At 51.0% G+C, this 19,816-nt stretch carries 21 protein-coding genes; 11 read left to right on the top strand and 10 right to left on the bottom strand.

Annotated features, from left to right (window positions below; genetic code table 11):
• Both ACTS9Y_RS01605 and ACTS9Y_RS01610 read left to right on the top strand, forming a co-directional pair.
• Positions 1–957: an aspartate carbamoyltransferase catalytic subunit gene (locus tag ACTS9Y_RS01605; RefSeq protein WP_442584268.1), complete on the top strand. Its 957-nt coding sequence runs from the start codon at positions 1–3 to the stop codon at positions 955–957.
• Positions 954–2,270 (top strand): dihydroorotase, encoded by a 1,317-nt coding sequence (locus ACTS9Y_RS01610; RefSeq protein ID WP_442584269.1) that lies wholly within the window; start codon positions 954–956, stop codon positions 2,268–2,270. Before ACTS9Y_RS01605 ends, ACTS9Y_RS01610 begins: the two co-directional genes overlap by 4 nt.
• 78 nt (positions 2,271–2,348) lie before the next feature.
• Here the strand turns inward: ACTS9Y_RS01610 and ACTS9Y_RS01615 are convergent, their stop codons facing one another.
• Together ACTS9Y_RS01615 and ACTS9Y_RS01620 are read right to left on the bottom strand one after the other, a co-directional pair.
• Entirely contained in the window at positions 2,349–3,509 is a 1,161-nt protein-coding gene (locus tag ACTS9Y_RS01615) for a PilT/PilU family type 4a pilus ATPase (RefSeq protein ID WP_442584270.1), read from the bottom strand.
• A gap of 8 nt (positions 3,510–3,517) precedes the next feature.
• Complete coding sequence (locus tag ACTS9Y_RS01620; protein ID WP_442584271.1) at positions 3,518–4,561, bottom strand: type IV pilus twitching motility protein PilT; 1,044 nt, start codon at positions 4,559–4,561, stop codon at positions 3,518–3,520.
• Between the two features lie 74 nt (positions 4,562–4,635).
• Between ACTS9Y_RS01620 and ACTS9Y_RS01625 the strand changes: the two genes are divergently transcribed.
• From ACTS9Y_RS01625 to ACTS9Y_RS01635, 3 genes are read left to right on the top strand one after another with little or no spacing between them, the layout of a single operon-like run.
• The gene (locus tag ACTS9Y_RS01625) at positions 4,636–5,373 is read left to right on the top strand and encodes a YggS family pyridoxal phosphate-dependent enzyme (protein ID WP_442584272.1); all 738 of its coding nucleotides are present in this window, start codon (positions 4,636–4,638) and stop codon (positions 5,371–5,373) included.
• Positions 5,374–5,375: 2 nt separating this feature from the next.
• Entirely contained in the window at positions 5,376–6,206 is an 831-nt protein-coding gene (proC, locus tag ACTS9Y_RS01630) for a pyrroline-5-carboxylate reductase (protein WP_442584273.1), read from the top strand.
• A gap of 11 nt (positions 6,207–6,217) precedes the next feature.
• The gene (locus ACTS9Y_RS01635; protein WP_442584274.1) at positions 6,218–6,754 is read left to right on the top strand and encodes a YggT family protein; all 537 of its coding nucleotides are present in this window, start codon (positions 6,218–6,220) and stop codon (positions 6,752–6,754) included.
• Between the two features lie 39 nt (positions 6,755–6,793).
• Here the strand turns inward: ACTS9Y_RS01635 and rng are convergent, their stop codons facing one another.
• Both rng and ACTS9Y_RS01645 read right to left on the bottom strand, forming a co-directional pair.
• Positions 6,794–8,260 (bottom strand): ribonuclease G, encoded by a 1,467-nt coding sequence (gene rng / locus ACTS9Y_RS01640; RefSeq protein WP_442586889.1) that lies wholly within the window; start codon positions 8,258–8,260, stop codon positions 6,794–6,796.
• A gap of 51 nt (positions 8,261–8,311) precedes the next feature.
• Complete coding sequence (locus tag ACTS9Y_RS01645; RefSeq protein ID WP_442584275.1) at positions 8,312–8,878, bottom strand: Maf family protein; 567 nt, start codon at positions 8,876–8,878, stop codon at positions 8,312–8,314.
• Positions 8,879–9,056: 178 nt separating this feature from the next.
• Here ACTS9Y_RS01645 and ACTS9Y_RS01650 point away from each other — a divergent pair, with 178 nt between their 5' ends.
• The 6 genes from ACTS9Y_RS01650 to ACTS9Y_RS01675 all read left to right on the top strand — a co-directional run bounded on the left by ACTS9Y_RS01650 (position 9,057) and on the right by ACTS9Y_RS01675 (position 13,721).
• Complete coding sequence (locus ACTS9Y_RS01650; protein ID WP_442584276.1) at positions 9,057–9,917, top strand: ATP-binding protein; 861 nt, start codon at positions 9,057–9,059, stop codon at positions 9,915–9,917.
• A gap of 122 nt (positions 9,918–10,039) precedes the next feature.
• Complete coding sequence (locus tag ACTS9Y_RS01655; protein ID WP_442584277.1) at positions 10,040–10,990, top strand: Nudix family hydrolase; 951 nt, start codon at positions 10,040–10,042, stop codon at positions 10,988–10,990.
• A gap of 333 nt (positions 10,991–11,323) precedes the next feature.
• Positions 11,324–11,725 (top strand): hypothetical protein, encoded by a 402-nt coding sequence (locus ACTS9Y_RS01660; RefSeq protein WP_442584278.1) that lies wholly within the window; start codon positions 11,324–11,326, stop codon positions 11,723–11,725.
• A 509-nt stretch (positions 11,726–12,234) separates the two neighbouring features.
• Positions 12,235–12,795, top strand: a complete 561-nt coding sequence (locus tag ACTS9Y_RS01665; RefSeq protein WP_442584279.1) for a hypothetical protein — start codon at positions 12,235–12,237, stop codon at positions 12,793–12,795.
• 157 nt (positions 12,796–12,952) lie between these two features.
• On the top strand, positions 12,953–13,480 hold the full coding sequence (locus ACTS9Y_RS01670; RefSeq protein ID WP_442584280.1) for a hypothetical protein: 528 nt from the start codon (positions 12,953–12,955) through the stop codon (positions 13,478–13,480).
• 16 nt (positions 13,481–13,496) lie between these two features.
• Positions 13,497–13,721, top strand: a complete 225-nt coding sequence (locus ACTS9Y_RS01675) for a VF530 family DNA-binding protein (protein WP_442584281.1) — start codon at positions 13,497–13,499, stop codon at positions 13,719–13,721.
• Between the two features lie 15 nt (positions 13,722–13,736).
• Here ACTS9Y_RS01675 and ACTS9Y_RS01680 read toward each other — a convergent pair whose 3' ends face one another.
• From ACTS9Y_RS01680 to zapD, 6 genes are all read right to left on the bottom strand, one after another.
• Positions 13,737–14,669, bottom strand: a complete 933-nt coding sequence (locus ACTS9Y_RS01680; protein ID WP_442584282.1) for an alpha/beta hydrolase — start codon at positions 14,667–14,669, stop codon at positions 13,737–13,739.
• 145 nt (positions 14,670–14,814) lie between these two features.
• Complete coding sequence (locus ACTS9Y_RS01685) at positions 14,815–16,611, bottom strand: EAL domain-containing protein (protein WP_442584283.1); 1,797 nt, start codon at positions 16,609–16,611, stop codon at positions 14,815–14,817.
• A 3-nt stretch (positions 16,612–16,614) separates the two neighbouring features.
• A complete protein-coding gene (locus tag ACTS9Y_RS01690) occupies positions 16,615–18,162 on the bottom strand; it encodes an HD-GYP domain-containing protein (protein ID WP_442584284.1) in 1,548 nt (515 codons plus the stop codon).
• Between the two features lie 219 nt (positions 18,163–18,381).
• Positions 18,382–18,798 (bottom strand): copper chaperone PCu(A)C, encoded by a 417-nt coding sequence (locus ACTS9Y_RS01695; RefSeq protein WP_442584285.1) that lies wholly within the window; start codon positions 18,796–18,798, stop codon positions 18,382–18,384.
• 49 nt (positions 18,799–18,847) lie between these two features.
• Positions 18,848–19,036, bottom strand: coding sequence for a DNA gyrase inhibitor YacG (locus ACTS9Y_RS01700; protein ID WP_442584286.1), 189 nt, complete (start codon positions 19,034–19,036; stop codon positions 18,848–18,850).
• Entirely contained in the window at positions 19,036–19,809 is a 774-nt protein-coding gene (gene zapD / locus ACTS9Y_RS01705; RefSeq protein WP_442584287.1) for a cell division protein ZapD, read from the bottom strand. Before zapD ends, ACTS9Y_RS01700 begins: the two co-directional genes overlap by 1 nt.
• Between the last annotated feature and the right edge of the window lie 7 nt (positions 19,810–19,816).

The following is a 19,816-nucleotide window of genomic DNA, read 5'->3' on the forward strand; positions in this document are numbered from 1 at the left end:
ATGTACAACCCGCAACTGAACGCGCAGGGACAATTACAACACCTGCTCAGTATCGAAGGCCTGCCCAAGCGTATCCTGACGGATATCCTCGATGCTGCTGAAAACTTTGTTGGCGTGGCTGAACGCGAGATCAAGAAAGTACCATTGCTGCGTGGCAAAACCGTCTGCAACCTGTTTTTTGAAAACAGCACGCGTACCCGCACCACCTTTGAAATCGCCGCCAAACGCCTGTCTGCCGATGTACTGAACCTGAATGTCAGCACCTCATCGCAATCCAAAGGCGAGAGCATACTCGACACCGTCAACAACCTGATTGCCATGCATGCGGATATGTTTGTCGTCCGCCACCAGCAAAGTGGTGCCGCGCACTTTATTGCGCAACATGTACCGCCGCATATCAGCGTGATCAATGCCGGGGATGGCCGCCATGCGCACCCTACCCAGGGCTTGCTCGATGTATTCACCATCCGCAAATACAAACCTGAGATGCACAACCTGCGCGTCGCCATTGTTGGCGATGTGTTGCATTCCCGCGTCGCGCGCAGTGAGATTCACGCGCTGGCGACCTTGGGCGTGCCTGAAATCCGCGTCGTTGCCCCGCGTACCTTGTTACCCGCCGAGGTTGAAAAACTCGGTGTGCAGGTCTACCACAATATGGATCAAGGCCTGAAAGATGTGGATGTGATCATGATGCTGCGCCTGCAAAACGAACGCATGTCTGGCGCCCTGCTGCCAAGCACACAAGAGTTTTTCCAGACCTTTGGCCTGACGCCGGAGCGGCTGACACTGGCGAGGCCTGATGCCATCGTCATGCACCCTGGCCCGATGAACCGTGGCGTAGAAATTGATTCCAGCGTGGCGGATGGCAAACAATCTGTCATTCTGCCGCAAGTCACCTATGGCATCGCGGTGCGCATGGCAGTGATGGCGATTCTGGGGGGAGGCAACGCCGCATGAACATAGTCATCAAACAAGGTCGCGTGATAGACGCCAGCCAGCAGCTGGATGCTGTCAAAGATATTTATATCAGCGCAGATAAAATCGTCGCCATTGGTGAAGCCCCGGCTGGTTTTAAAGCCGACCAGACATTGGATGCACAGGGCAAATGGGTACTGCCCGGCCTGGTGGATTTATGCGCACGCCTGCGCGAACCTGGTAGCGAATATAAAGCCACCCTGTTGAGTGAGCTGCGTGCGGCCATGGCCGGTGGCGTCACCAGCCTGGCCTGCCCGCCTGATACCGACCCGGTACTGGATGAACCCGGCCTGGTTGAAATGCTCAAGCACCGCGCCAAGTCACATGCGCTGGCCCATGTTTACCCGCTAGGCGCTGTCACCCGCCAGCTGGAAGGCCACTTCCTTACAGAAATGTTTGCCCTGACCTCGGCGGGCTGTGTCGGTTTCTCGCAAGCAGATACGGCGATCGTCGATACACAGGTACTGTGGCGTGCGTTTGAATACTCTGCCACTTTCGGCTACACCCTGTTTATGCGTGCCGAAGACCCCTACCTGGCCAAAAATGGTGTCGCCCATGATGGTGAAGTGGCTTCCCGCTTAGGCCTGAAAGGTATTCCGGTCGCAGCTGAAAGCATCGCCCTGCAAACCATGCTGCGCATCGCCCAAAACACTGGCGCCAACTTGCACATTGCGCGCGTTTCCACAGCTGAGTCTGTAGAACTGATCCGCCAGGCCAAACAGGCGGGCGTCAGCCTGACTGCAGATGTCAGCATCCAGCATCTGCACCTGACAGAAATGGATATCGGCTTTTTTGACAGCATGGTGCATTTAAAACCGCCAGTACGCACCCAGCGTGACCGCGATGCACTACGTGCCGGCTTGCTGGATGGCACACTGGACGCCATTTGCTCAGACCACACGCCTGTGGATGAGGATGCCAAAGCCTTGCCGTTTGCCGAATCCCACCCCGGCGCCTCTGCTTTGGAATTATTACTGCCACTGACCTTGAAATGGGCTGCGCAAGCCAAGCTCACACCTGCACAGGCATTGCTGAAGATCACGCAGGCACCCGCCAGTATCCTTGGTGTGGCTGCGGGTACTTTAAAGGTGGGCGCCACAGCAGATGTAGTGATCTACGACCCGGAAGTAGAATGGCGTGTCGATAGCCGTGTACTGGTCAGTCAGGGCAAGAATACGCCTTTCCTGAATCAGTCATTGTCCGGCAAAGTCTCCGCCACCATCACCAGCGGCGAGCTGGTGTTCCAGCAGGAAACCTTGCAGCTGGGCGTGCAGCCCAACCTTCATGCGGTCTAAAAAATTACAGGCCACCGCTCGTATGCTTGAGCGATGGCCTGTTGATGGCCCAGCCTGACGCTGCGCCCAAGTATGACTTTATAAGATATCCAGATTAGAGATCTTGTTTTGATCCTGATTTTCCGGATTGGCGATCTTGCTGTTCAGTTTGATCTTCAGCCTTAAATCATTGACCGAATCGGCATTGCGCAAAGCATCGTCATAAGTGATCTTGCTTTCCTCATATAACTCAAACAATGCCTGGTCAAACGTTTGCATGCCTAGTTCGCGTGACTTGGCCATAATCTCTTTAATGGCGTGCACGTCACCTTTGTAAATCAGGTCCGAGATCAGCGGCGAATGCAGCAACACTTCTACTGCCGCCACCCGGCCACTGCCATCCACTTTGGGAATCAACCGTTGCGAGGCGATGCACCGCAGGTTGAGCGATAAATCCATCAACAATTGCTGGCGGCGCTCTTCCGGGAAAAAGTTAATGATCCGGTCCAGCGCCTGGTTGGTGCTATTGGCGTGCAAGGTGGCCAGGCACAGGTGCCCTGTTTCCGAGAAGGCAATCGCATAATCCATGGTCTCACGGTCACGGATCTCGCCGATCATGATCACGTCCGGTGCCTGGCGCAGGGTATTTTTTAGCGCTGCATGCCAGTTTTCGGTATCGACGCCGACTTCGCGCTGGGTGACGATGCAGTTTTTGTGGCCGTGGATAAACTCTACCGGATCTTCAATGGTAATAATGTGGCCGTAACTGCTTTCGTTTCTGTGACCGAGCATGGCTGCCATGGAGGTGGATTTGCCTGATCCGGTGCCGCCGACAAAAATCACCAGGCCGCGCTTGGCCATCATGACGTCTTTGAGCACTGGCGGCAGTTTCAAATCCTCAAATTTGGGGATATTGGTATTAATCACCCGAAACACCAGCCCGGTAGCGCTGCGCTGGATAAACGCATTGACACGGAAGCGGCCCACTGTGGACATGCTGATGGCGAAGTTGCATTCACGGGTTTCCTTGAACTCCTGCGCTTGCTTGTCATTCATGACGGCCCGCGCGATTTCAGCGGTTTGCTGCGTGTTCAGCGTTTGCGAGGAAACGGGTGTCAGTTTGCCGTCTATCTTCATCGCCGGCGGAAAACCGGCCGTGATGAATAAGTCAGACGCTTTTTTCGTCACCATCAGTTTGAGCAGGTCATTGACGAATTTTTCTGTCTGCGCCTGATCTGCGCCAGTTTGTATGCTATCCATGCTGTGTCTTACCCAATGATCGAATCACGGTTGGCCGCTTTAGTACGCGCTTCACCGGCACTGATGATATTGCGTTTCACCAGGTCTTGTAAGTTCTGGTCCAGGGTCTGCATACCGACGTTTTGGCCGGTCTGGATGGCAGAATACATTTGTGCAATTTTGTTTTCGCGGATCAGGTTACGGATCGCCGGGGTGCCTATCATGATCTCATGCGCGGCAACGCGGCCCTGTTCATCCTTGGTTTTACAGAGCGTTTGTGAAATCACTGCACGCAAGGATTCTGACAGCATGGAGCGCACCATTTCTTTTTCAGCAGCAGGAAACACATCGACCACACGGTCTATCGTTTTAGCGGCGGAGCTGGTATGCAAGGTACCGAACACCAAGTGGCCGGTTTCGGCCGCCGTCAGTGCCAGGCGTATGGTTTCCAGATCGCGCATCTCGCCGACCAGGATCACATCCGGGTCCTCACGCAGGGCAGAACGCAAGGCGTTATCAAACGATTGGGTATGCGGACCGACTTCACGCTGGTTGACCAGTGATTTTTTCGAGCTATGCACAAATTCAATCGGGTCTTCCACGGTCAGGATATGCGACATTTGCGTCTCATTGATGTAATCGACCATGGCAGCCAGCGTAGTTGACTTACCGGAACCGGTCGGACCGGTCACCAGCACAATGCCACGCGGGGTATCGGCGAGGTCTTTAAACACTCTGGGCGCATTCAACTCTTCCAGTGTCAATACTTTGCTCGGAATAGTACGGAATACCGCGCCGGCACCGCGTTGCTGGTTAAACGCATTCACCCGGAAACGTGCCAGGTCAGGGATCTCGAATGAAAAGTCGCATTCCAGCTTTTCTTCATACACCTTGCGCTGGGTATCGTTCATGATGTCGTACAGCATGCGATGCACTTCAGCATGATCCATGGCAGGTAAATTGATTTTACGGATGTCACCATGCACACGGATCATCGGCGGCAAGCCGGAAGATAAATGTAAGTCTGACGCTTTATTTTTGACAGAAAACGTCAATAAATCTGAAATATCCATAATTCACTCCAGTGATTATTTATATAATGTTATTTTGTTATTTGACCTGCATACCAGAGCTCGCCTACCCAGCCATGACCGCCACTACAGACACCCTTGCTGACAATCTTGCGCATATCCGGCAAAGCATTGCCCTGGCAAAAACGCGTTTTCATATGACGCAACCCGTGACGCTGTGTGCAGTCAGCAAATCACAATCTGCGGAAGCGATTCGTGCAGCTTACAGCGCGGGCCAAACCGTATTTGGCGAAAATTACCTGCAAGAAGCCCTGACCAAACAGGCGCAATTACAGGACTGTGCAATAGCATGGCACTTTATCGGGCCGATTCAAAGCAACAAAACACAGCAAATTGCCCGTCAATTCGATTGGATACACTCGGTTGACCGGTTTAAAATCGCGCAGCGCCTTTCAGATGCACGCCCTCCTGATCGCCCACCGCTGGACATTTGCCTGCAAGTGAACATTAGTGAAGAAGCAAGCAAAAGTGGTGCCAGTGGCCAGGAGCTGCTGGAACTTGCCTTACAGATCAAACAATTGCCGCAACTACGCTTGCGCGGGCTGATGGCGATTCCGGCACCGCAGCAGGATGTGGCGGCACAACGTGACCAATTTCGGCAGGTGCGCGCGCTGTTTGAGCATTTAAATGCGCACGGCCTGCAACTCGATACACTATCCATAGGCATGAGCGGCGATTACGAAGCCGCCATTGCCGAAGGCGCCACGCTGGTGCGTATAGGCACCGCCATTTTTGGCGCGCGCTCGCCTAAAATTCCCACTGATCCAGATTTAGCTACTAAAGGAGCTGTTTAACCATGTCCTCACTCGCATCACCCCGTATCGCCTTTATAGGCGGCGGAAACATGGCGCAAGCCCTGATCACCGGCCTCAAACAGCGCGCCTTTCCCATGCAGCAGATCACGGTGATAGACCCCGATGCCAGCAAGCATGATCAATTACAGAAAAACCTGGGCGTGCGCGCGGCACAAGCGTTATCTGAGCAGGCATTACAAGTGGATGTGATCGTGCTGGCCGTCAAACCACAGCAGTTGAAAGCAGTGGCTGAGTCACTGGCGCCTTTTCTGCAATCACAACTGGTGATTTCTGTGGCGGCAGGTATTCGCACTGCTGATTTAAGCCGCTGGTTAAATGGCTATCGCACACTGGTGCGCACCATGCCAAACACGCCGGCGCAAATCCAGGCAGGGGTCACCGGCGTATTTGCACTGGCCGATGTCAATGCAGCACAGCGTCAACTGGCAGATACTTTGTTGCAAGCAGCTGGCGAAGTGGTATGGCTCACGGAAGAATCTCAACTGGATGCCGTCACCGCGATTTCTGGCAGTGGCCCGGCGTATGTATTTTTGCTGATTGAAGCACTTACCGAAGCGGGCGTTGCCCTGGGGCTGACGCCATCACAGGCGCTGCAACTCAGTATCGCGACATTCAAGGGCGCCAGCCTGCTGGCTGCCGCAAGCGAGACGCCGATCGCGACCCTGCGCGAGCAGGTCACCTCTAAGGGTGGCACTACCGAACAAGGCCTGCTGAGCCTTAATCAGCACAATATTCATGCCATTATGCAACATGCGGCACAACAAGCGGCCAACCGGGCAAAAACCCTGGGCGACGAACTGGGAGGACAATAATGTTAGGTGAGATGACAGTATTTTTGCTGAGGACGGTATTCGGCATTTTGACGTTTTTACTGGTGTTGCGTTTCCTGATGCAATGGACACGCACCTCGTTTCAAAACCAGCTCGGGCAAATGACTATGGTACTGACTGACTTCATGGTCAAACCGACGCGCAAACTGATACGCCCGGTCAGGCAATGGGATATGTCGACTTTGCTGCTCGCTTTTGTGATGCAAGTGATCTTGTTCGCGCTGATCTCAATACTGATAGGGGCTGGTGCCGCCCCGGTGTTGTGGGTGTGGCAGGCGATTTTTGGCGTACTGGGGCAGATCGTCGATGTCTTTTTCTATGCGATTCTGCTGATGGCCATTTTAAGCTGGGTGAACCCTTACAGCCCGATCTACGGTGTGCTTAACCAGCTCACGGCCCCTATTCTGGAGCCACTACGCCGGGTGTTGCCGCAGATTCAGGGGTTTGACTTTTCGGCACTGGTGGCACTGATCCTGCTACAAATGATCAGCCATATCGTGTTGCCAGGGCTGGCTAACAGTATCTATTAAGCAAATACCGGGCGACTGACTGGTCGCCCGGTATTTCATTTACATCCAGACAATATCGAACTCTTCGCGCCCATACTGGGTGTCCGGGTGCAAAGTCACCGGCTTTTTAATAAAATCCGACAGGCTGGCCAGGCTTTGCGATTCTTCATCGCCCAGCATATTGATGACTTCTGGTGATGCCAGTATCTTGAATGCGTTGGCACTCTTGAACTGCCGCGACTCGCGCAACAACTCACGCATGATTTCATAGCTGATGGTTTGCGCCGTTTTCAACTCGCCGCGCCCCTGGCAAACCTTGCACGATTCGCACAGCAAATGCGCCAGGCTTTCACGCGTGCGTTTGCGGGTCAACTCTACCAACCCTAACGTTGAAAAACCATTGACGTTGATACGCGCCCTGTCCAGCGTCACGGCTTTACGCAACTCTTCCAGCACGGCCTCGCGCTGCGCATCTTCATCCATATCAATAAAGTCGACAATGATGATGCCGCCCAGATTGCGCAACCGCAACTGGCGCGCAATGGTTTGCGCGGCTTCAAGATTGGTTTTGAAAATGGTGTCGGACAAATTTTTGCCACTGACAAAACTGCCGGTATTGACGTCTACAGTCGTGAGCGCTTCTGTCTGGTCAAAAATCAAATAACCGCCGGATTTAAGCTCGACCTTGCGTGACAGCGCCTTTTCGATTTCATTTTCAATATCATAAAACTCGAACAATGAACGCTCGCCCTTGTAATGCGTGAGCGGCTTGACCGCGTGCGATACATACAACTCGGCAAACTCTTTTAATCGCTCGAACATTTCGCGCGAATCCACGCGGATATTGGTGGTTTCCTTGCACACCACATCGCGCAAGATGCGGCGCGGCAAACTCAGGTCATAAAAAATCAGTGAGCGTTCGCCAACGGTAGTGCTTTCGGTCTGGATCTTGCTCCACACCTTGCGCAGATACTCGATATCGGCCAGCAATTCTTCATCCGTGGCGTTTTCAGACATGGTGCGGATGATATAGCCGCCTTCACGCTGCTCCGGCAACAATCCCAGCAAACGGTTACGCAAAAACTCGCGTTCTTCTTCGATATCAATACGTTGCGAAACGCCGATATGTTTTTGAAACGGCAGATACACCAGAAAACGCCCGGCGATACTGATCTCAGTGGTCAGCCGCGCGCCCTTGGTGCCTATCGCCTCTTTAATCACCTGCACGATGATAGATTGACCTTCATGCAGTACTTCCTGGATAGGCCTGTCAGTTTTGACATCACCTTCTTCAGAGTGGCAGGCCATGATATCGGCCGCATGCAAAAAAGCCGCGCGAGGCAGGCCGATTTCAACAAACGCGGATTGCATGCCGGGCAACACCCGCACCACGGTGCCGCGATAAATGTTGCCAACGATGCCCAGCGAAGATGCCCGTTCAATATGCAACTCCTGGACTACACCCTGCTCCAGAATCGCCACCCGCGTTTCCTGCGGCGTGACGTTGATTAATACTTCCTGCGCCAATGACATTTTGCTTTACCCGATCCCAAACCGTTACCGTTTTTTCCCCAGAGTTTACCACGCGTGCAACAACTGCGCCGTTTCATGCAGAGGCAAGCCCATCACCCCGCTGTAGCTGCCATCAATCCGCGCGATCCAGGCGCCCGCGCGCCCCTGTATGCCATAGGCACCGGCTTTGTCCATCGGTTCACCGCTGACCACATAATCCTGCAATATCGACATCGGCACCTGCATCATTTCTACGCGTGTCGTGCTGAGTAAACACTGCACTGCCCCAGCCTGGTAAACGGCCACCGCCGTATGCACCAAGTGGACGCTGCCACTCAGGCGAGACAACATCGCCATCGCTTCATCGGCATCAGCCGGTTTGCCCAGAATCTCCTGCCCCAGTGCCACCGTCGTATCTGCGGCCAGGATAGCCAGCCCGCGATCTGCATGCGTGGCGGCAATGGCCAGCGCTTTGGCTTTTGCCAGGCGTTGTACATACACTGCCGGATCTTCGCCTGCGAGGCAGGACTCATCAATATCCGCCGGGACGATTTCACATTGCACGCCTAGTTGCGCCAATAGCTCCACCCGGCGCGGGCTGCGGGATGCCAGAATAATTTTTTTGTGTTGCATAGCAAGTGACCTGTCGGGATTAAAAGCGTGACCAAATATAAGCCTGACAAGTTAACACAAAGCGACTATTTTTTGCGTCAAGGTTTTTACAACCAGCAAAGGGCGCTTACGCTGACAGCCCCTTCCGGCATTGTGTACAATAGCCCCTCACCCTACTCCATGATTTAAGAAAACCCGCATGAATTCGATTGAACACCTGCTACAGCGCACCGAGCAACTCATCTCGCGCCTGGAAACCCTGCTACCTGCACCGCTGGCCGAACCTAACTGGCAAGTCACTGCCTGGCGTTGGGTCAAACATGGCGCACAGGGCCAATTGCAAGCCGTCGAACATCCACATGCGGTTTCACTGCAAGATATCCGGTTTATCGATAGACAAAAAGCCGAAGTGGTACGCAACACCAAGCAGTTTCTGCAAGGCCTGCCCGCCAACCACGTGCTGCTGACTGGTGCGCGTGGCACGGGTAAATCATCGCTAGTCAAAGCGCTGTTGAATGCCTATTCGGAGATCGGTTTAAGGCTGATCGAAGTCGACAAGCAGGATCTAACCGACCTGCCACAAATCACGCAACTGATCAGAAACCGCCCGGAGAAATTCATCATCTTTTGTGACGACCTCACCTTTGAAGCCAATGACACCGGCTACAAAGCCCTGAAAGTCATTCTGGATGGCTCGATTGAAAATGCCTCATCCAATTTATTGGTATACGCCACCTCCAACCGCAAGAATCTGATGCCGGAATATATGGCCGATAACCAGCCGGTGTTGGAAAAGACCGGCGAGATCCGCCCCAACGATACCATTGATGAAAAAACCTCACTGGCCGAACGCTTTGGCCTGTGGCTATCTTTCTACAGTTTTGACCAGGATGAATATCTGAACATTGCCGAGCACTGGCTGCAAACCTTTGGTGTCAGCATGGATGAAACCGCCCGGCATGCCGCCTTGCAGTTTTACCACACCCGTGGTGCCCGCAGTGGCCGCGTGGCTTTCCAGTTTGCCAAGGATTATGCCGGGAAACTTCAATTAAAAGCTTAGCGATACCCGCGCCACAGAGACACTGTTTCCAACATTGTTAACGAAAACGCGGATGCAGGATTCCTCTTAAAAACCAATTCTTAACCTGTATACGTGCGATCACCCGCCATTCAATAAAGCCTATGACCAAACTCGTTCAAGTCGCCGTTGCCATCCTGACCAAACCCACCGGCGAATACCTGCTCGCCAGCCGCCCGCAAGGCAAAGGCTGGGCAGGCTGGTGGGAGTTTCCCGGGGGCAAGATCGAGAGCGGAGAAAGCCCGGAACATGCATTGATCCGCGAATCGCAAGAAGAACTAGGCATTACCCCGACCCAGATACAACCCTGGATCAAACGGCGTTATGACTACCCCGCCACACATGATGCAGAAGCTAAAACCGTGTTACTGCATTTCTTTTTTGTCAGTGCCTGGCAAGGCGAACTGCAAGCCAGAGAAGGCCAGCAGCTAGCCTGGCAACACCCGCAAAAGCTCAATGTCAGCCCGGTACTGCCAGCTAATGCCCCCATCATGCAAGCGCTGTCATTACCACCTGTGTACGCCATCAGCAATGTGCAAGAAATGGGCGAGCAAGCATTTCTGCAAGCACTCAGGCTGCAACTGGATCAAGGCCTGCAGTTACTGCAAATCCGGGAATCGCAACTCAGCCCGGATGACCTAGCCAGGTTAAGTGCACAAGTGCTGTCACTCTGCGCACCGTACGACTGCCGCTGCCTGTTAAATAGCAGCCCGGAACAAACTGCACAACTGGGCTACCAAGGCGTACACCTGAATAGCCAGCGCCTGATGGCAATGACAACCAAACCAGACCACCTACTGATAGGAGCCTCCTGCCATGATGCTGAACAACTACAAAAAGCCCAATCCCTGCACCTGGACTTCGCCCTGCTTTCTCCAGTGTTGCCAACACAAAGCCACCCGCAAGCCCTCGGATTAGGCTGGGAAAAGTTCGCTGATATGCTAAGTGGGTTGGAAATCCCGACCTATGGGCTGGGTGGCATGCGCCCGGAGCACCTGGCAAAAGCACAAGCGAGTGGCGCGCGTGGCATCGCTATGCAGCGAGGCTGCTGGTGAACATCTGACTTAAAAGCAAGCACTCCCACTAAATTGCTGAAATCCTTATTAATACGCTCAATTTACTGGAGCGGGAATAAGCATTTTCATCCAATCTAAATCGGCCAGTGTTTAGATGCCTGTGTCGAACCCTATTGGATATTTGGTCAAGTAGCTTCAACGTTTGAGTTGACGCATTCATATTTGTATTTTAGGATGCACCATAATTTAACAAATATTAATTATTGTTAAATTTAAAATACTTTTTGAACGAGATACTGTGTTTAAAAGTAGGAGCGTGCTAAAGCCTGGCCTTTATGTCGCACATGATGAACTCATCAATAGGGAAGCGCTATGAATAACAAACCACTGATCACTGATGAAGAATATGCACAGGAAGTTAAATCACACTTTGACTATCTCAATTGGGTATTTGGTGCATCAACAACCTTTTTAGCTATCGCATGCTTGCAGTTCCCTACACCATCGCGAGCAGCGATTCTATGTCTTGGGGCTATTATCCCAATGTATATTTATGCATTTTCGAGCTTTCCTGTTTCGTTAAAAGTTCTCCGCAAGTTATACGCCGAAACTAAAGACGAAAATGTCAAAAAGATAATCCAACATTTAGAAAAAAAATATCACGGTTGGAATGTGATATTTACAAACTTTATTCTTTGGTTTGGTTTGGCTCTTTTCTTATTTGTTTTAGCCTCTGATTTATTCCAAGGTCCTTTGCAATGGATCAAGACGTAATTAACTGCTCCATTTGCTCATAGAAAAACTGCTCTTGTTAATCAGCCAACATCGTCATTGATGTTGAGCTGATTTATTACATGATTTCATGGGCAATATTCACTACAAATGCATTCAATACTTATATTAGCTCACCGCCCGTCATGATTGGAACTGCGCTTACATTCTTTGCCTCAAGAAAGATGGCTTCACGAGCAACGATATCTAATGTAGTTCAAAAGTAAAACTTCACCGTTCCCCATTAAACGAAGTGGAATGCAGTTATTCTTTTCTAGTGCTTAATTCTGTCAAGCACTCAGACTCCAATCCACTTTTCTTAACCAATATAACTAATGTGCTTTATCAGCGAGCCCTCTCAGCAAGCTTCATGTTGTTTGTGTATTCTCTGCTGTTTTAGGTTTGGTTATACTTGGCATCCGTCAGTTGTTTGAAATCAGACATACTGACTAATCCATCATTCAAGCGGAACGCTTAAATGCACTCACTCATACAAACACCAGGTACCATCAATGCTAAATCTGTTTTTAATACTGCTCACTTTTGCTTTAGCAGGATGCCAGAGCTTGTCTTATCAGGAACCTACATCAGGAGACCGTGCCAGAGTCAGGTTTGCAACTAACACTGAAAGCATTACAGTTTTATATGGCTATGAAGATGCGGCATGTACAATTAATGAACAAGAGTGGATAAAGTTAAGGACCGGAGTACTGGTCAACAGCAACCCAAAGTCGCTGGGTATACCCTTGAATCATCATAATAAAAATGCTGCAAAAGAAGTCTTTGTTACAACGAATAAACCCTTACATTTCTTGTTCAGAGGGGCGGTGATTAGTCGTCCGATAGGAAAGGATAATATTCGATACTGTGGCAACGCCTTTAGCTACCAGTTTGAGAAAGACAAAGATTATGAGGTGTTTTTTGATTGGGATGAACAAGAAGACTCCTGCAAGACTACGATTTCTCATATAGTTGCGAACCCAGAAACGATCACACTCATGCAGTCATCAAGCGCAGCTGATTTAGATAAAAATTTAGAATGCTATGAAAGTCTAATCAAAGGTCGATGGTAGTTTCCATCAGCTTTATTCCAACACTTCAGTTTAAAAAGTAAGGGCTAATCACTCAAAACTGGCTTGGATTATTTACACATAATCAAGTATTCTTTGGCTCACGCGTGGCAATTCAATTTAAAACAACTAGATTTATTTATTACTTTCTCTTGGGATCATGATGAAAATTCAACATTTGTTAGCCGCTTCAGTGCTTGTGTTATGCCAATCCTTTATTACTTTTTCTGCTATTGCTGAAGAATCTTCAGAAATATCGACAGCAAATGAAGTAGTCGAGGCGACTCCTGCTCCAGAACCAGTACCAGAATCTGAGCCAGCGACGATATCTAGAAAAATACCAAAACTCAGTATCCGTTGGGATTGTGGCGATTGCCCGATCAACGAGAAGGTGATTCCACTGATTGAGAAAACTTATACAGCAGAAGCAAGCCAACACAATTACGCTTTATCAGAAGAAGAGACGGCCGAGGTTTCAATTATTGATTTCCGTCAACGCAACCCCGCGAACCGGGCGTTGTTTGGGTTTATGGCTGGCAAGGACAGGCTAGGCGTGAAGGTAAACTATAAAGGAAAACTATTTACGGCGAGTGATTATTCTGCGAATGCATGGTTTGGCATGAATTCGCTTTGCGAATCAGTGGCGAAATCTACATACAAACAAATTGCTGCCGCTTTAAACCAGTAATCAAACGATCGTTGAAATGACCACATCCACCCCCTCTCAGTCCAACAATCCATTGCATGGCATTACGCTTGAAAACATAGTGGTCAGGCTCGCTGACCACTATGGCTGGGAGAAGCTGGCGCAAAAAGTGAATATCAATTGCTTTAAGAATGACCCTTCGGTGAAATCGAGCCTGAAGTTTTTGCGCAAGACCCCTTGGGCCAGGGAGCAGGTTGAAAATCTGTATCTCGCTACGTTTTAATATAGAAATGCAGCTTTAATGCTGCTTTATAAAATCCGCCATCGTATTTAGCATACGCTCATCACGCAACGGTTTTGCCAGTTTGGCGGCCATATCGATATGGCTATACCCGGCAAACTCGGCCACCTCAACGGGGCCGCCTGTGGCTTTGATTTTTGCTGCCAGGCGATAAGTGTTTCTTGGCCAGACGGTATTATCTTTAGTGCCAACCATCAGCAACATAGGCGGGTTGTTGCCTGTAACGAAGTTGATCGGTTGCGATTTTACGCGCTGGTCTTCCGGGCCAAAAATTATTTTCAATCTGTCACTCTTGAGCGGCAGGAAATCATAAGGGCCAGCCAGCCCTATCATGCCGGCGAAGTCTTGTGGTTTGCTGTCCTGCTTTGCGAGAAACTCAGGGTCTAACACTAGCATGGCGGCAATATGCGCACCAGCGGAATGGCCTGCCAGGAAAACGCGTTCGGGGTCACCGCCAAATTCTGCTGCATGTAATTTGACCCATTTGGCGGCTTTGGCCGGGTCTTCCATAAAACCAGGGAAGAGCACTTCAGGGTAGACGCGATAATCTGGGATCACAGCGATAAAGCCTTGTGAAGTCAACGCTTCGCCTACGAATTTGTAGCTGCCACGATTGCCGGAATCCCAGCTGCCACCGTAAAAAAATACCACCACCGGCAGGCCTTTGCTGGCTATGGGGACGTTATTTTCTGTTTTATCCGGTGGTGCCTCTTTGACGCTTAAATGATTTTTCGGCGTATAAATATCCAGTGTTTGCCGCGGTAGATCGCCATAAGCAACACCGTTGTTGAGGTGATAACTTTTATCGGAAATCACCGCATTGAGTATATTTACCGGCGAACAAGCGCTAGTCAGCAAGCCCATGGTGATGAGCGCGATTGTATACAAACTGGCTGGAGTAAAAGATGCGCGCGCATAAAGTTTAGGCATAAATGATGATGAGTGTTTTTAATAAGCGACCTTGCATGAATGATGCAGGTCATCACACAGATATGAGCCTTTAAGCCTGAAAAAATTCCTTTAAGGCCTAAGAGCTTGTTAATCAGGCAGACTCAACATGGAAACAGCTTATCAGCTAATCCATCAGCTCAACTTGCGGTGCAGGTGTCTGCCCCACCTCTACCCATGCTAAGAACTGCTCAAATGGCAGAGGCCTGGAGAAGTAATAGCCCTGGATCTTCTCGCATTGCAATGACTGGATAATCGCCCGGCAATCGGCATCTTCAACCCCCTCGGCCACGACTTTTTTACCTAGTCCGTGTGCCATGGTGATGATGCCCTGGACGATGGCGCGGTCTTGTGCGGAATGCGCCACATTGCGGACAAAGGATTGATCGATCTTCACCAGGTCTATCGGCAAATTACGCAGCCGTGACATGGAGGAATAGCCGGTGCCAAAATCGTCCAGCGCCATACGGCAACCCATGCTGGTGAATTCACGCATGATTTCGACGGCGGTCTGCTCATCGACCAGCAGGCCATTTTCTGTGATTTCGAGTGTGAATATGCTGGCTTCTACCCCCCATAATTTTAATGCCTGGGCCAGTAAATAAGGCAACTCCCGGTTGATCAGGTCGTCAGCAGTCAGGTTAATGGAGAGAAAGATCGGCTGCCGCGTTTTCTGTTTAATGGTGCTGGCTAAGCGGCATGAAGTATTAATCAGCCAGCGGATAAACATATTGCCCAGGCCTTGCTGATACAGCACCTCGATCACTACCGGCGGCGGAATAAATTCACCGTTGGCTTTGCGGCAGCGTAACAAGGCTTCGGCGCCCATGCATTGCCCGCTGAGCGTATCCACAATCGGTTGCAGATATAAGGCCATGCGGTCATTCTCGAACGCATCCAGCACATCCTGCCGCAGTTGCGCATTGGCATCAGCGTGCTCGCTTAAAGCTTCTGAATACGTAGCAAAAGGCTGATAGGTACTGTCTGCGTGCTCCAGCGCGAGACGCGCTTGCGCAAGCATATCGTCAGCTTTTTTATGGGTGGCATCGCGGCAAACACCCCCTATCACGGGACTCACTGAAAAAAGCTGCTGTTTGGCATTGACGGTGAATTCAAAAGGCCGGCGCAGTTTTGCCGAGAGCAAGTCCAGTTTCACGGTATGGTCCAGTTGCGGTGACAATACCGCAAACTCGTAGGAATCCAGGTGAAATAAGGTATGGTCTTTGGGCAGGTTTTGCTGCAGGCGTTTAATGATCTCAACGGCGACTTCAGGCATCCGGTGACGATGGCCATCCAGCATGGTAGAACTCAGTTTAAAGCTGATCAGCAGCAAGCCTGCTTCGGTCTGGCTAAAGATCAGTAGTTGTTGCAATTGCTCGACCAGCAAGCGTCCGTTAGGCAAATGACTATGCTGATGATGACGTCTGGCGAACTCGAGGGCAGTATGGTCATAGCGGGCGGCGGACTCTATCAACAAATGCGACAGGCAGTGCTTAAGCGCGCGGGTTTTAGATGTTGAAAACCATTGTGGAACGCATAGCGCGCTTAACAATGTCTCTACAGAGGTGATAGAAACACCTTCTGCATACAGATCAATCCAGATCACCGCCAAGTCATTGAGGGCCTCTGTAAACGCATAAAAATCATGGCGCTGGCCTAGCTGCGCCAGCGCGTGCAGGTATTGCTCTACCAGCGCGGCATTAGCCTGCGGCTCAGTCATTAAATGCGTTTTTATCTGCGTGAGTTGCGCTTGCTGCAACTCAAGGGGGCTGCGGGTCACATCAGCAGGTGTTAAGCCAAACTGCATCAAGCGCGCAGCCAGAGCGTCGACCGACAGCGGCTGGTAACGCCTGAATGCTTGCTTCAGCAATGGCTGGTCATTCTCAAGACGTGCTGCGCGCTCGGTATGTGGTAAATGCTGCATGGCTTAATCGTAATAATGCGCCGGGTTAAGGCCGTAACAATCCGGCGGTAAGCCGCGCACGATCCGGTATGCCTCACCAGCTGGCGTCAGCGGGCTGTGGATCAGATCCAGGGTGACTGGCGATTTCATGCGGATCTTTTGTGTATCCAGCAAGATCATGACGCGCGGTTGCAAGCGCCGGATCTGGTTCTGCTGAATCACGACGGCGACTTCGCCGCTATTGAGCTCGACCAGTGAGCTGACCGGATAAATACCAAAAAACTGGATCAGCTGGTCAATTAATGATTCGCTGAATTTCTCATTCTTGCTGGTATACAGGTGTTCCAGCACCTGATGACTGAACATGCCTTTGGCATACGGTTTATCGCTGGTCATCGCGCAATAGGTATCCATGATCCCGGCGATTTGCCCAAGCAATGAAATCCCGGCGCCTGCAAGCTGGTGAGGATAACCGCTACCATCAAAACGCTCATGGTGCTCAGCCACAATCTGCATCACATCTGCGCTGATATCAGTATTGGAGCGCAAGGTGTCAAGGCTGGCCTGCACGTGCTGCATGACCAGAAGGAACTCGCTTTCTTCCAGCCGGCCTGGTTTTTGCAGGATTTCGGTAGGAATCTGGATTTTGCCCAGATCCTGGAACAAGCCCGCCATGCCTAAATCTTTCACCTGCTTTCTCGGCAGCGACAGAAAATGGCCAAATGCCATCATATTGATGCTGACATACAGCGCCTTGTTGTAGGCATAATCATCAGTCTGCCTGAGGCGAGAAAGCCACAGCAAGGCATCGGGGTTGCGCTCTATGCTTTGCAGCATATTATCGAGGGACTGGCTGACATGGACCAGGTCGACATTGGTGCCTAAGGCGATCTTCTCAAACACATCGCGGGTATCCGCCTCGGTTTTGGCAAACTGCGGATAGACTTCAACAATCTCCAGCTCAACCGGGATCAGTGCAGCCATCGATTCAGGGTGCGCCTGTGCTGTTTTTTGCAGCTTGATCAGGTCACTATCCGCATTTTTCTTCTGCGGCGTGCGTAAGCCGTAAAGCCAGTTATACAGCCGGTTCCAGAAGGATACCGAGGCTTGCTGGTAATGCTTTTGCGGTGTTTTCGCCTTTGCAGGTTTGCTCTGTGTGGGCGCGTGTGTCGCTGCCGGAGAATCCGATTGTGCGTTAGGTACATCGACGACAGGCGGCACTTTGCCTTCGCGCAAGGCATGCACCACTTTTAAAAAACTATTGGGAGATGGTGAAGTACGGCTATGCGTGGCTGTGGATGAACGCGTATCGACCTGCCTGACGGAGGCAGTGCGGGAAACACCTGTGACTTTCTCACGTTTTTGTGGCGCAAAATGTCCACCTATAGACATATTTCTATCTACCATGACCTCACGGCATAGCGTACGCAACTCATTCAGTTGTGTTTCATTCTCTATCAGGAAGCCCTGCAAGATAAATGGACTATCCAGCCATGGAATGTCTAATTCAGCGACAAACATACCGAGCGCTAGTTCTCCGGTACGCATACGCTGCAATGCGTTGGTTGTCATTGCACTAAAACCCGTTATTAAAATTATCACCGCTCATCAATGGACATGCATCTTGAACAGATACCAGGTCCGCACATAGATAACGTCTGAACGGCGAATAAGTTAAGGAGGGCAGGAGAAAAATTATGTTAATCGGACCACTCGTCACTCAGCACATGGCTTTGGTTGAAAGCAATGCGGTGAGAAACATCAGTATTCAAATGGTGGAGGTTAAGTGAGTTAATCAGCGGCTTTGACTGGCAGGCTGACGAATTGCTCGCGTATCCTGCCAGAATCATTTTTAAAACACAGCCTGAATTCGATTTTCTCGCCCACTTTAAATGGGCTGGGCAACTCAAACAGCATCAGGTGCAAGCCACCTGGCGCCAGCTTGACCGGTTTATTGGCGGGAATTGGCAGCGTTTCCACATGGCGCATTTTCATAACACCATTTTGCATGGTCATGCTATGCAGTTCAGTGGTACCAGCGCGTGCGGTTTCCACATAGACCAGGCTCACATTTTCGCGACTGTGAAGCGTGAGATAGGCAGCACCTACGGTTTGGCCGGGGTGAGAAGCACGCACCCAGGCATCGCTGATCATGGCATCTGCCTGGGCCATGCCCATACCAAGCATGAGGCCTAACAAAAGTTTCATCAGAAAACTGGCGAGTGCTTTCATGATCATGACCAGTGTGCGTTGCGAATCAATCAGGCTCGTTGAGGTCGGGCGGTGTGGCGTCAGGGATCCTGAATTTTTCTGTGGCCCAATCCCCCAGATCCATCAACTTGCAGCGCTCGCTGCAAAATGGCCGGTAGGCATTCGCGGTTGAATACTCGACCAATTCGCCACAGCCGGGGCAGGCCACCTGGCGTGGTTTCACCGTTGTTTGCATTAATTGTGTCCCGGGCCGGTAAAGTTACAGATGATCATCTTGAAGGGGATATCCTGCTCGCAGGCTTTTGGCCTTTGTACGAAATCCAGTTTCTGGAAACGGATATTAATGGCGTACTTGTTGGCACTCACCTCAGGAAAACACTCATCGTGACCGATTTCAATCCGCAATAATTGTGCGGGTTTATGGCCGGATAACTGCTGCTGGTAAGCCCCTTTGTGCGCCACCAGTGACAGCACCTGGCCGCTACCGCGCAACAGTTGCAGGATCATGCGTATGGCTTCGTACATGGGCATGAGCCGCGTCAGCCATTGGCTAAAATCCGTTTTGCGGCGTTCGACCGTTAAATACAGCCAGTGGCGATAGGAAGGCAGATCAAATTCACACACACCGCCCGGGATACCGGCGCGTTGTTTTACGCTCATCAACCAGTCGTTATCGCGCAATGACTGGCCCAGCTTCTGGTGATCTGAGCGCAATGCAGTGGCACAACGATCCAGGCTAGCCAGCGTGTCACCCAATGCATTCTGGTCGATATTCGGATTGTGCTGCAAGAATGAAAGCTGGACTTTATGCCTGTCCAGCTCCTGTAGTAAATCGACTTTTAAATCGCCACGATCGATCAGGTCCAGGATTTGTAACAGCGTCAGCAGCGCCACATGATGATTCACCTCATGGCCTACTTCAATATGGTGCAGCATCTTTACAAACAAATCTTCCAGGCGGAGATATGTTCTGATGCGCTCGTTAAATGGGAACTCGTAGCTCGACACGGCAGCC

The sequence above is a fragment of the Methylophilus sp. genome (assembly GCF_052173275.1).
GTDB lineage: Bacteria > Pseudomonadota > Gammaproteobacteria > Burkholderiales > Methylophilaceae > Methylophilus.